The sequence below is a fragment of the Comamonas sp. C24C genome (genome assembly GCF_053345995.1).
The window spans coordinates 65,043-77,559 of the sequence record NZ_JBKFBC010000001.1; the positions used below are offsets into that span (position 1 = coordinate 65,043).

At 66.3% G+C, this 12,517-nt stretch carries 9 protein-coding genes; 8 read left to right on the top strand and 1 reads right to left on the bottom strand.

Annotation, left to right across the window (positions count from 1 at the left end):
• Positions 1-56: 56 nt before the first annotated feature.
• Positions 57-1,685, bottom strand: coding sequence for a peptide chain release factor 3 (locus ACLBXN_RS00280; protein WP_043005374.1), 1,629 nt, complete (start codon positions 1,683-1,685; stop codon positions 57-59).
• A gap of 265 nt (positions 1,686-1,950) precedes the next feature.
• On the opposite strand from ACLBXN_RS00280, the gene ACLBXN_RS00285 reads away from it, so the two are divergent.
• The 8 genes from ACLBXN_RS00285 (at position 1,951) to ACLBXN_RS00320 (ending at position 12,514) form a co-directional block, all read left to right on the top strand.
• Positions 1,951-3,225 (top strand): MFS transporter, encoded by a 1,275-nt coding sequence (locus ACLBXN_RS00285; RefSeq protein WP_447610746.1) that lies wholly within the window; start codon positions 1,951-1,953, stop codon positions 3,223-3,225.
• 108 nt (positions 3,226-3,333) lie between these two features.
• Positions 3,334-3,429 (top strand): K(+)-transporting ATPase subunit F, encoded by a 96-nt coding sequence (kdpF, locus tag ACLBXN_RS00290; protein WP_003059029.1) that lies wholly within the window; start codon positions 3,334-3,336, stop codon positions 3,427-3,429.
• Positions 3,430-3,544: 115 nt separating this feature from the next.
• Positions 3,545-5,251, top strand: coding sequence for a potassium-transporting ATPase subunit KdpA (gene kdpA / locus ACLBXN_RS00295; RefSeq protein WP_447610747.1), 1,707 nt, complete (start codon positions 3,545-3,547; stop codon positions 5,249-5,251).
• A 64-nt stretch (positions 5,252-5,315) separates the two neighbouring features.
• Positions 5,316-6,029 (top strand): K(+)-transporting ATPase subunit C, encoded by a 714-nt coding sequence (kdpC, locus tag ACLBXN_RS00300; RefSeq protein WP_447610748.1) that lies wholly within the window; start codon positions 5,316-5,318, stop codon positions 6,027-6,029.
• 3 nt (positions 6,030-6,032) lie between these two features.
• Positions 6,033-8,123, top strand: a complete 2,091-nt coding sequence (kdpB, locus tag ACLBXN_RS00305) for a potassium-transporting ATPase subunit KdpB (RefSeq protein WP_447610749.1) — start codon at positions 6,033-6,035, stop codon at positions 8,121-8,123.
• 85 nt (positions 8,124-8,208) lie between these two features.
• Positions 8,209-9,048 (top strand): TorF family putative porin, encoded by an 840-nt coding sequence (locus ACLBXN_RS00310; RefSeq protein WP_447610750.1) that lies wholly within the window; start codon positions 8,209-8,211, stop codon positions 9,046-9,048.
• Positions 9,049-9,077: 29 nt separating this feature from the next.
• Positions 9,078-11,771: a DUF4118 domain-containing protein gene (locus ACLBXN_RS00315; RefSeq protein ID WP_447610751.1), complete on the top strand. Its 2,694-nt coding sequence runs from the start codon at positions 9,078-9,080 to the stop codon at positions 11,769-11,771.
• 35 nt (positions 11,772-11,806) lie between these two features.
• Entirely contained in the window at positions 11,807-12,514 is a 708-nt protein-coding gene (locus ACLBXN_RS00320) for a response regulator (protein WP_343675729.1), read from the top strand.
• Positions 12,515-12,517 lie beyond the last annotated feature (3 nt).

Here is a 12,517-nt window from a genome sequence, read left to right on the forward strand (position 1 = left end):
CCTCCGGCGAAGCCAGAGAGGGGGAAGGCGCGAAGCGCCTCAGGGGGTGATCACGCTCAATTCGCCGAGCCCAGTGCCAGGCCCGCATGCTCGCGCAGCGGGTGGAAGTGGATCTTGGGGAAACGCTCCTGGGCCAGGCGCACGTCATAGGGGCTGGTGCACAGATAGGCCAGGGTGTCGGCCGCGTCATGCGCCAGACGCATGGGGTAGGCGTTCTCGAACTCGCGCAGCTCGGCGGGCGAATCTGCCGTGATCCAGCGTGCCCCGGTGTACTGGCAGCCTTCCAGGCGGACGTCGCAGTCGTACTCGGTCTTCAGGCGGTGCTGCACCACTTCGAACTGCAGCTGACCCACGGCGCCCAGCAGCATATTGCCGCCGACATCGGGCTTGAAGACCTGGATCGCGCCTTCCTCGCCCAGCTGCATCAGGCCTTGCTGCAGCTGCTTGGTGCGCAGCGGGTTCTTGAGCACCACGGTCATGAACATTTCGGGTGCGAAGAAGGGCAGGCCGGTGAACTGCAGATTGGGGCCGTCGGTGATGGAGTCGCCCAGCTGCACGCCGCCGTGAATCGTGAAGCCGATGATGTCGCCCGCATAGGCCTCGTCGACGGCCTCGCGGCGCTGCGACATGAAGGTCACCACGGACGTGGGACGCAGTTCCTTGCCGGTGCGCTGCACCTTCATCTTCATGCCGGGGGTGTACTTGCCGCTGGCCACGCGCACGAACGCAATGCGGTCGCGGTGGTTGCTGTCCATATTGGCCTGCACCTTGAACACCACGCCTGCGAAGGTCTTGTCTTCGGGGTTGATGGTGACTTCTTCGCGCTGGCGGTTCACTTCGGTGAAGGCAACGCGCGGGCCGGGCGGGGGCGACATGTCGACCACGGCGTCCAGCACTTCCATCACACCGAAGTTGTTCACACCGGAGCCGAAGAACACGGGGGTCAGCTTGCCTGCCAGGAAGGCCTCATGGTCCCATTCGGCCGAGGCGCCAACGGCCAGTTCCATGGATTCCAGGGCATCGTCGAAAGCCTTGCCAAAGCGCGCGCGCAGCTTGTCGCCTTCGCTCAGCGCAATGACTTCAAAGTCCTTGGGGCCGCGGTCGCTTCCGGGCGTGAACACCGTCATGCTCTGCGTGCGCAGATTGATGATGCCGCCGAAGCTCTTGCCCTGACCCACGGGCCAGGTGATGGGGCAGCAGGGCATGCCCAGTTCGCGCTCGACTTCGTCCATGATGTCCAGCGGGTCGCGCACTTCCCGGTCGAACTTGTTGACGAAGGAGATGATGGGCGTGTTGCGCTGGCGGCAGACCTCGATCAGGCGGCGGGTCTGCGATTCCACGCCGTTGGCCGCGTCGATCACCATCAGCGCCGAGTCCACGGCCGTCAGCACGCGGTAGGTATCTTCCGAGAAGTCCTTGTGGCCGGGAGTGTCGAGCAGGTTGATCACATGGTCGCGGTAGCTCATCTGCATCACCGACGAGGCCACCGAGATGCCGCGCTGCTTTTCGATTTCCATCCAGTCGGAGGTGGCGTGGCGCGAGGCCTTGCGGCCCTTGACGGCGCCGGCAATCTGGATCGCGCCCGAGAACAGCAGCAGCTTTTCGGTCAGCGTGGTCTTACCCGCGTCCGGGTGGGAGATGATGGCGAACGTACGACGGCGCCGGGTTTCTGGGGCGTATGACACAGTATTGAGAGCTGTAAATACAGCCGGAGAACGCCGGCTGTGACAACAAAAGGTGCAGCGGTCCGTTTGCCGCACCAGGCCCGCACCCATGCAGGGCAGACCTGTGAATAAGTCTTGAGGGCGCTTATTTTAACGGCAGGGCCAATTCTTGGAGCCGCTGCGGAAATGCGGGCCGCTCGACGCCATTGCCCAAGGCCGCTGGCTGCGGCAACTGGCAGATGCACAGCACAATAGAGGTCTTGTTTCCGGTCCTCATCTTTCCCTCATGAACAGCGCCCCGCAGGAGGTGAATACCTCCTTACCCAACGAGTCTCCTGCCACTGCTGCTCCGGTATGGATCAAGCGCGGCACTCCCGAGTACTGGCGGGTCAGCGTGGCGTTGTTCCTGGCGGGGTTTGCCACCTTCTCCCTGCTGTACTGCGTGCAGCCGCTGCTGCCGGAGCTGGTCCACAGCTTTGCCGTCAGTCCGGCCCAGAGCGCGCTGGCGCTGTCGGTCTCCACGGCCTGCCTGGCCGGATCCATCGTGCTGGCGGGGGCCTTGTCCGAAGGGCTGGGGCGGCGCAAGCTGATGTTCATCTCCATGGCCCTGGCGGCGCTGTGCAATCTGCTGGCTTCATTCATGCCGCAATGGCATGCGCTGCTGGCCGCGCGCGCGCTGGAAGGCTTGTTGCTGGGCGGCGTTCCCGCCGTGGCCATGGCCTATCTGTCCGAGGAGATCGATCCGCCCGGCCTGGGCTTTGCCATGGGCCTGTATGTGGGCGGCACGGCGCTGGGCGGCATGCTGGGCCGGGTCGGCATGAGCGCCATGACCGAGTTCTGGGGCTGGCGCCACGCCATGGCGGTGCTTTCGGTGCTCGATCTGCTGGCCGCCCTGGGTTTTGTCTGGTTGCTGCCCCATTCGCGCAACTTCATCAAGAAGACCGGGCTGGGCGCCAGATACCACCTGCAGGCCTGGGGCCGTCATCTGCGCCACCCGGGCCTGCCGCTGCTGTTCCTGATCGCCTTCGGCCTGATGGGTGTGTTTGTCAGCATCTACAACTATGCCGGCTTTCTGCTCAGCGCATCGCCCTATGGTCTGAGCCAGTTGCAGATCAGCCATATCTTCTACGCCTATCTGCTGGGCACGGCGGCGTCGCCGATTGCCGGGGGGCTGGCCGACAGGCTGGGGCGCGGGCCGGTGCTGGTTGCGGGCACTTTGCTGATGGCCGTGGGCGTGGTTCTGACCCTGTTGCAGCCGCTGGCCGCCATCGTGACGGGCATGGTTCTGCTGACGGCCGGCTTCTTTGTCGCGCATTCGGTTGCCAGCGGCTGGGTGGGGCGGCTGGCCACGCAGTCCAAAGGCCATGCATCGTCGCTCTACCTCTGGGGCTACTACATGGGCTCCAGTGTGCTGGGGGCCGGGGCGGGCTGGTTCTGGTCGCGCTGGGGCTGGACGGGCGTGGGCTCGGTGGCCCTGGCCGTGCTGGCGCTGGTCATCGTGTTGGCCCTGCGCGTGCAGTGGCTGGCCAAGGTCGCAGCCGCGAACCGGGCCGCGTCTTGATGCCGTCTTGATATCGGCAAGCCCAATCTCTACCCGTTCTTGACGGGCGAATTTCTACAGTTCCTCCATCGCAATCAAGCCGCGTGAACGGCTTGTGGGAGGAATGAAATGAGCATCACCTGGATCGAAGCCCTGGCCGCCCTGACGGCGCTGGGGCTGTTTGCCTATTTGGGCTATGCGCTGCTGCGCCCCGAGAAATTCTGAAGGGGGCGCCATGCAAGTGCTGCAAGACCTGATTTTTGTGAGTCTGACCGTGGTCTGCTTTGTCGGACTGCTGGGCTTTGTGCGCGCCCTGGCGCGTATCTGAAAGGGGTGGATCATGTGGCTACCCTGGATGGAATTCGCGGCCGTGCTGACGGCGGCGACCTTGCTGACGATTCCCATGGGCCAATGGCTGGCGCGCTGCTTTACCAGCGAGCACCATGGCTGGCTGGAGCGCCTGAGCTACCGTGCCATGGGCGTGAACCCGCAGGAGCGCATGGGCTGGCAGCGCTATGGCGCAGCCCTGGTGCTGAGCAATGCGCTGATGCTGCTGCTGGGTTACGGGCTGCTGCGCCTGCAGGGCGCCCTGCCGCTGAATCCGCTGGAGATCGCGGCGCAGGCGCCCGACCTGGCTTTCAACACCGCCGCCTCCTTCATCACCAACACCAACTGGCAGGCCTACTCGGGTGAGAACAGCCTGAGCAATGCAACGCAGATGGTGGTCATCACCTTTCTGATGTTTGCCGGTGCCACCACGGGTGTTGCTGCCGGAGCCGGCTTTGTGCGCGGCCTGGCGCGATCCAGTAGCAAGGATGTCGGCAACTTCTGGGTCGACTTCGTGCGCGTGTTCTGGCGCGTGCTGCTGCCACTGTCCTTCATCATGGCCCTGGTCTATGTCTGGCAGGGCATTCCGCAGACCCTGCATGCCGAAGCCGTGGCGACGACGCTTGAAGGAGGCCGTCAGCAGCTGCTGATGGGGCCGGTGGCCAGCCTGGAAAGCATCAAGCATCTGGGCACCAACGGCGGTGGGTTCTTTGCCATGAATGCGGCCCATCCCTTCGAGAACCCGACACCGCTGACCAATCTGCTGCACATCCTCTCGATGCTGCTGATTCCTGCGGGCATGACCTACGCCTTCGGCTCCATGCTGCTGCGTCGCAAGCAGGGCTGGGTGCTGTTTGCAGCCTGCATGGTGATGTTCGTCGGCTTTCTGAGCCTGGTGTTCGTGGCCGAGCAGAACGGCAGCCAGCTGTTGGCGCGCGCCGGAGCCGATCAGCAGTACAGCCTGACCCAGAGCGGCGGCAATATGGAAGGCAAGGAGCTGCGCTTCGGCATTGCCGATACGGCCTTGTTCGTGGCCACCACCACGGCAGCCACCACGGGATCGGTCAATGCCATGCATGATTCGCTGACCCCGCTGGGCGGCATCACGCCGCTGGCCCAGATGATGCTCAACTGCGTCTTCGGCGGCGACGGCGTGGGGCTGATCAATCTGATTCAGTACGCCATCCTCACGGTGTTTCTGGCCGGCATGATGATAGGTCGCACGCCCGAATTCCTGGGCAAGAAGATCGAGGTGCGCGAGATCAAGCTGGTCATGCTCGCGGTGCTGGTGCCGCCGGCCTGCATTCTGGGATTCACAGCCCTGGCCGTGCTCTGGCCCGATGCCGCCGCCAGTCTCAACAACCGCGGCCCGCATGGTTTCTCGGAGATCCTCTACGCCTATGCATCGGCCACGGCCAACAACGGATCGGCCTTTGCCGGGCTGAACGCCAACACCCCGTTCTTCAACACCACCACGGGTCTGGCCATGCTGGCGGGGCGCTTTCTGACGCTGCTGCCCATGCTGGCCGTGGCCGGCAGCCTGGCGGCCAAGGCCACCGTGCCGGCAGGGCCGGGAACATTCCCCACGGCCACGCCACTGTTCATGGGCCTGCTGGTGTTCGTGGTGCTGGTGGTGGGCGGTCTCACCTTCCTGCCGGCACTGGCCCTGGGTCCCGTGATCGAGCAGCTGCAAATGCTGGTGGGTCAGCTCTACGCCTGACGCCTTCTTCCAAGTGATGCCAATGGTCTGCAGTCCTTGTGCGGCTGCAGACCAAGGAGCAAACATGAAAACATCGACTCAAACTCTTTGCACCTCGGTGCAGCCCGGCCATGCAACAGCGCAGCCCGAGGCGCAAGCCGCTTCCTGGCCCCGGCTGCTGGGCGCCAGCGTGCGCACCGCCTTGCTGGTGATGGTGGTCTCGGGCATTGCCTATCCCCTGCTGACCACGGGCGTGGCACAGGCGCTGTTTCCCCATGCGGCCAATGGCAGCCTGATCGAGCGCGAGGGCCGGATCGTGGGCTCGGCCCTGATCGGCCAGCAGTTCACCGGGCCGCAGTACTTCCACGGCCGCCCCAGCGCCACCATGGCGCCGGACCCGAACCAGGAGGGCGCAAGCCTTGCTGCTCCCTACAACGCAGGGCTTTCCGGTGCCAGCAACCAGGGGGTGACGCACAAGGACTTGTCCGAAGCCGTGGCCCAGCGTGTCGCCCGGTACCGCGCCGATAACGGCATGGCCGCAGATCTGGCGGTGCCGGTGGATGCGGTCACCGCCTCCGCCTCGGGCCTGGACCCGCATATCTCGCTGGCCAATGCCAGGCTGCAGCTGCCGCGCGTGGCACAGGCGCGCCAGCTGCCCGAGGCCAGGCTTGTGGAGCTGATGGACAGGGCCACCGAATCTCGCAGCCTGGGCCTGCTGGGCGAGCCGCGCGTGAACGTGCTGCAACTCAATCTGGCGCTGGATGCCTTGCAGCCCGCCAACAGCGCCGCGAAGGAGTAAGCCATGAGCGCAAGAAAAATGACAGCAGGCCGCAGCCTGCTTGACGCCGCGCTGGTGAAGTCGGCGCTTTGGGATGCGCTGCGCAAGCTCTCGCCACGCACACAGTCGGCCAACCCGGTGATGTTTGTGGTGTATCTGGGGGCGATCCTGAGCAGCCTCTTGTGGTGGCAGAGCCTGATGGAGCCGGGCAGCGAGAACAGCGGCTTTGTGCTGGCGATTGCGCTGTGGCTGTGGTTCACCGTGCTGTTTGCCAACTTTGCCGAGGCCCTGGCCGAGGGCCGCAGCCGCGCCCAGGCCGCCAGCCTGCGCGGCATGAAGCGCGATACCGTGGCCAAGCTGCTGCAGCAGCCGCATTTCGGCAGCTCCTGGATTCCCATGCGAGCCAGCGAGCTGCGCAAGGGGGTGGTCATCTTCGTCGAGGCCGGTGACACGATTGCACTCGACGGCACGGTGATCGAGGGCGTGGCGTCGGTGGACGAAAGCGCGATCACCGGCGAATCCGCTCCCGTGATCCGCGAGGCCGGGGGCGACTTCTCGTCGGTGACCGGCGGGACGCGCGTGCTGTCGGACTGGCTGGTGGTGGAGGTCACGGTCAACCCCGGCGAGTCGTTTCTGGATCGCATGATCTCCATGGTCGAGTCGGCCAAGCGCCAGAAGACTCCGAACGAGATGGCGCTGACGATCTTGCTCGTGGGTCTGACGCTGGTCTTTCTGCTGGTCATCGTCACGCTGTGGCCGTTCTCGGTCTTTGCGGTGACGCAGGCCGGTACGGGCTCGGTCGTCGGCATCGCCGTGCTGATTGCGCTGCTGGTCTGCTTGATTCCGACCACCATCGGCGGCCTGCTGTCGGCCATCGGCGTGGCCGGCATGAGCCGCATGATGCAGGCCAACGTCATCGCCACCTCGGGGCGTGCGGTGGAGGCTGCCGGCGATGTGGACGTGCTGCTGCTGGACAAGACCGGCACCATCACCCTGGGCAACCGTCAGGCCTGCGACTTTCTGCCGGCACCGGGAACGAGCGCCGCGCAGCTGGCCGAAGCGGCCCAGCTGTCATCGCTGGCCGATGAAACCCCCGAAGGCCGCAGTGTGGTGGCGCTGGCCAGGGAGCGCCATGGCCTGCCCGAGCGCAGCAGCGCCGATTTCCCGGGCGAGTTCGTGCCCTTCACCGCACAGACGCGCATGAGCGGGGTGGACCTGCAGAGCGCTCAAGGCCTGCGCAGCTTGCGCAAGGGCGCTGCCGATGCTGTGCGCCGGCATGTCGAGGCGCTGGGCGGCAGCTTCCCGGCCCAGGTGCAACTGGCCGTGGACCAGGTCTCGCGCAAGGGCAGCACGCCGCTGGTGGTGGCCGACGGCGCCAGGGTGCTGGGCGTGATCGAGCTCAAGGACATCGTCAAGCCCGGCATGCGCGAGCGCTTTGCCGAGCTGCGCCGCATGGGCATACAGACGGTGATGGTGACGGGCGACAACCCGCTGACGGCAGCCGCCATTGCCGCCGAGGCCGGCGTGGACGATTACCTGGCCGAAGCCAGGCCCGAGGACAAGCTGCAGCTGATCCGCTCGCACCAGGCGGCCGGCCGTCTGGTGGCCATGACGGGGGACGGCACCAACGATGCGCCGGCCCTGGCCCAGGCCGATGTGGCCGTGGCCATGAACAGTGGCACCCAGGCTGCCAAGGAAGCCGGCAACATGGTCGATCTCGACTCCAACCCCACCAAGCTGATCGAGGTGGTGGAAACCGGCAAGCAGATGCTGATGACGCGCGGGGCCTTGACCACCTTCAGCATTGCCAACGATGTGGCCAAGTATTTCGCCATCATTCCGGCCGCCTTCGTGGGCACTTATCCGCAGCTGGCCTCGCTCAACGTGATGCAGCTGCACAGCGCGGATTCCGCCATCCTGAGCGCCGTGATCTTCAACGCGCTGATCATCATCGCCCTGGTGCCGCTGGCCTTGCGCGGCGTGCAGTACCGCGCCGTGGGCGCCGCCATATTGCTGCGCCGCAACCTGCTGATCTACGGCCTGGGCGGGCTGATCGTACCGTTCGTGGGCATCAAGCTCATCGACCTGCTGCTGACCGCGCTCCATCTGGTCTGAGTCGTTCGCCCTCTGGGGCTCCTCCGGGCTCTCTGGCTGCCGAGAAACGTGCAGCCAGGGCCGCCCTGTCTCTTTCGCATTTCCTATGTCTCAATCTTCCGTGAAGAAATTTCTGGCCGTGGCAAGCGCCTTGCTGCTGATGGCTGCTTTCGGCGCCAACCCCGCCCGGGCCCAGACTCCTGCCGACGAGGCTGCCGACAAGCCGCCCGTCACCGGTTCGTTCGGCCTGCTCAGCGACTATCGCTTTCGCGGCATTTCGCAAACCTGGCAGGGGGCGGCCGTGCAGGGCGGTGTGGAGCTGGCCCTGCCGCGTGGCTGGTATCTGGGCACTTCGCTGTCCAATGTCTCTACCCACAGTTACGGCCGGGGCCAGGGGCTGGAGCACGATATCTACGGCGGCTGGCGCGGCGATGTGGCGCCCGGCTGGCAGCTCGATGCCGGGCTGCTGCACTACCGATACCCCGGCGCGAGGCTGATGGCCGATAACGGCACTGCCAGGCGCTTTGACACCACCGAGCTCTACCTGGGCGCAGCGCATGGCGGTTTCAGCGCCAAGTGGTCTGTGGCGCTGACGCCTTATTTCGGCCTGGGAGAGAGCACGGCGGCTTCAGCCTTCGCGTCGGCGCTGCGCCCCTTGGGCAGCAGCCGAGGCAGCCAGTATCTGGATCTGAACTATCAGCATCCGCTGGCCGATATCGCCACCCTGGGGCTGCATGGCGGCTATACCTGGGTGCGCAATTACGGCGATGTTTCCTATGCCGACTGGCGGCTCTCGCTGTCCAGGAGCTGGGGCGCGTGGACGGCCTCGCTGGCCTATGTCGGCACTTCGGCCGATGCACGCTTCTACAGTGCTGCCAACGGCCTGGGCCAATGGCGGGATCTGGGCAGCAGTGGCTGGTTGCTCGGACTGGGCGCCGGGTTCTGAGCGGGCTTGAGTGATACGCTGATCGTCCGATGCCTTCATCCACCACCTCCTCCACCGCGTCGCGCCCCGATCCCGACGCGCTGCTCGCCCAGTTGCAGGCCGACAGCCAGCGCGCCCATCGTGGCAAGCTGCGCATCTACTTCGGCTCCAACGCCGGGGTGGGCAAAACCTATGCCATGCTGGCGGCCGCGCAGCGCGAGCGCCAGGCCGGGCGCAGCGTGCTGGTCGGGTTGGTGGAGACTCACGGCCGTGCCGAGACCGAGCAGCAGCTGCATGACCTGGAGCTGCTGCCGCGGCGTCAGCTGGTCTACCAGGGCCGGCGCCTGGACGAGTTCGATCTGGATGCCGCACTGGCGCGCCGCCCGGAAGTGCTGCTGCTCGACGAGCTGGCGCACAGCAATGTGAGCGGCTCGCGCCATCCCAAGCGCTGGCAGGACGTGCAGGAGCTGCTGGAAGCGGGGATTGAGGTGTGGACCACGCTCAACGTCCAGCATCTGGAAAGCCTCAACGATGTGGTGGGCAGCATCGTGGGCATACAGGTCCACGAGACCGTGCCCGACCATCTGTTTGACGATGCCGACGAGGTCATCGTGGTCGACATTCCGCCCGAGGAGCTGCTCAAGCGCCTGAAGGCAGGCAAGGTCTATCCACTGGAGCAGGCCGAGCGGGCCTCGCGCAATTTCTTCCGCCAGGGCAATTTGCTGGCGCTGCGCGAGCTGGCCTTGCGCCGTACGGCAGACCGGGTCGACGAGGACATGCGCGACTATCGCCGCGAGCGTGCCATCGGCGATGTCTGGCCGACGCGCGAGCGCCTGCTGGTGGGCGTGGGCGGGCGCGCTGGCGACGATGCCCTGGTGCGCCAGGTGGCACGCCTGGCGAGAAGGCTGGAGGCCGACTGGGTGGTGGTCTATGTGGACGCGCCCGAGCGCCAGCATCGGCCCCGTGCGGCCCAGGAGGCCGTGCTCAAGACCTTGGCGCTGGCCGCACGCCTGGGTGCGGAAACGGCCACCATTCCCGGCGCCCATGTGGCCCAGGCCCTGGTGGACTTTGCGCGTGAGCGCAATGCCAGCCATCTGGTGCTGGCGCGCGCGCAACAGGCTTTGGGCCGCTGGCTGCGCTGGCGGTCCCCCAGCCTGTCCGAGCAGATTGCCGCACTCGATCCCGGGCTCGACGTGCTGCTGCTGTCCGTCAAGCAAAGCAAGCATGAGAGCCGCATGCGCTTGCCGCCAGAGCGCGAGCAGTCCGTCCCCTGGAAGGGCTATGCGGGCGTGACGCTGGCCTGTCTGGCGGCCACGGCGGTGGCGGAACTGCTGCTGCAGGTGTTTGATCCGGCCAATGTGGTCATGCTGTTCCTGCTGGTGGTGGTGCTGTCCGCCGTGCGCTGGGGGCGGGGTCCCGGCGCATGGGCGGCCCTGCTGTCGGTGCTGCTGTTCGACTTCTACTTTGTGCCGCCGCGCAACTCCTTCAGCGTCAACGATACCCAGTATCTGTTCACCTTCAGCCTGATGCTGGGCGTGGCCCTGGTCTGCGGCCAGCTCACGGCGCGGTTGCGCCATGAGGCGCGCGTGGCCGCAGAGCGTGAGAGGCGGGCCGGCGCGCTGGCCAGACTGGCGCGCGATCTGTCGGGTGCGCTGACGCAGGAGCAGGTCACGCGCATTGCGCTGACCACCATGTCAGGCGTCTTCGACGCCCAGACCGGGCTGCTGGTGCCCGATGCCGACGAGCAGCTGCAGCTGGCGCAGGGCAGCGAGGGCACGATCGACACCAGCGTGGGCCGATGGAGCATGGAGCATGGCCAGATGGCCGGCCACGGCACCGATACCCTGGCCGCCGCGCCGGCGCTGTATGTGCCGCTGATGGCGCCCGTGCGCTCGCGCGGCGTGCTGGTGCTGCAGCTGCGCGCGCCGCAGAAACTGCGGGTGCCGGAGGAGCGCCGTCTGCTCGATGCCTGTGCCAGCCAGATCGCGCTGGCGCTGGAGCGCGTGCATTTTGTGGAAGTGGCGCAGCAGACCCAGATCGCCATGGAGGGCGAGCGCATGCGCAACACCTTGCTCTCGGCCGTCTCGCACGATCTGCGCACGCCGCTGACGGGCATTCTGGGAGCCGCCCAGGCGGCCTTGCCGCATGCGCCCCAGGGGCCGGCGCATCACATGCTGCTGCAGATTCGCAATCAGGCCCAGGCGCTGCAGCAGCTGGTGGACAACCTGCTGGCCATGGCGCGGCTGCAGCAGGGCGGCGTGCAGCTCAAGCGGGAATGGCTGCCGGTGGACGAGCTGGTCGGCAGTGCGCTGGCGCAGATGCGCGAGCGACTGGCAGCTCATGTGCTGCAGACCTCGATGCCGGCCGGGCTGCCCTTGCTGCAGCTCGATGCCGTGCTCATGGAGCGGGTGCTGGTCAATCTGCTGGACAACGCCATCAAATACACGCCTGAGGGCACGACCATCACCGTGGCCGCGCGCGTGCTGGGCAGCGACTGCGTGCTGAGCGTGCAGGATGCCGGGCCGGGCCTGCCGGTACATCTGTCGCCCGAGCAGCTGTTCGAACCCTTTACCCGCGGGCAGGCGGAGAGCGCCGTGTTCGGCATGGGGCTCGGCCTGGCACTGGCGCAGCGCATCGTGCAGGCCCATGGCGGCCGCTTGCAGGTGGCACAGGCTGAGCCGGGGCCGGGCACCGTCTTCAGCATCTCGCTGCCAGTGCCCGAGCAGCCGGCCATGGACGAATGAGCCGACAATCCCGTGCATCACATGCAAATCCGAACATGACAAGCGCCGCACCCCGCATCTTGCTGATTGAAGACGACGCCAGCATCCGCCGCTTTGTGCGCCTGGCACTGGAGGACGAAGGCTGGCAGGTGTTCGAGTCCGAAACTGCCAGGCGCGGCCTGATCGAGGCCGCCAGCCGCCAGCCCGATGCCGTGGTGCTGGATCTGGGCCTGCCCGATGCCGATGGCAAGAGCGTGATTGCCGAGCTGCGCAGCTGGAGCCAGCTGCCGATTCTGGTCCTGTCCGCGCGCGAGCGGGAAGAAGAGAAGGTGGCGGCGCTGGACGCTGGTGCCGATGACTACCTAACCAAGCCCTTTGGCGTGCCCGAGCTGCTGGCCCGGTTGCGCGTGATGCTGCGCCGCCGCCAGCAGGCGTCAGCGGCAGACAAGCCCGGCAGCTGTGCGCGTTTCGGCACGGTGGTGGTGGATCTGGCGGCGCACGATGTCAAGCGCGACGGAGTGGCCGTGCACCTGACGCCCATAGAGTTCCGTCTGCTGGCGACCCTGATTGCCGGCCATGGAAAGGTGCTGACGCACCGCCAGCTGCTGCTGCAGGTCTGGGGGGCGGAGTATCTGGACCGCCCTCACTATCTGCGCGTGCACATGGCCAATCTGCGCCAGAAGATAGAGAGCGATCCGGCCCAGCCCCGGCATCTGGTAACCGAGTTGCAAGTGGGTTATCGCTTGGTGGGACTGGAAGGCTGATTC

Excerpts from the sequence above, each read along its gene's own strand:
- ACLBXN_RS00285 (WP_447610746.1), top strand. The coding sequence starts at position 1,951 with ATGAACAGCGCCCCGCAGGAGGTGAATACCTCCTTACCCAACGAGTCT.
- kdpF (WP_003059029.1), top strand. The coding sequence starts at position 3,334 with ATGAGCATCACCTGGATCGAAGCCCTGGCCGCCCTGACGGCGCTGGGG.
- kdpA (WP_447610747.1), top strand. The coding sequence starts at position 3,545 with ATGTGGCTACCCTGGATGGAATTCGCGGCCGTGCTGACGGCGGCGACC.
- kdpC (WP_447610748.1), top strand. The coding sequence starts at position 5,316 with ATGAAAACATCGACTCAAACTCTTTGCACCTCGGTGCAGCCCGGCCAT.
- kdpB (WP_447610749.1), top strand. The coding sequence starts at position 6,033 with ATGAGCGCAAGAAAAATGACAGCAGGCCGCAGCCTGCTTGACGCCGCG.
- ACLBXN_RS00310 (WP_447610750.1), top strand. The coding sequence starts at position 8,209 with ATGTCTCAATCTTCCGTGAAGAAATTTCTGGCCGTGGCAAGCGCCTTG.
- ACLBXN_RS00315 (WP_447610751.1), top strand. The coding sequence starts at position 9,078 with ATGCCTTCATCCACCACCTCCTCCACCGCGTCGCGCCCCGATCCCGAC.
- ACLBXN_RS00320 (WP_343675729.1), top strand. The coding sequence starts at position 11,807 with ATGACAAGCGCCGCACCCCGCATCTTGCTGATTGAAGACGACGCCAGC.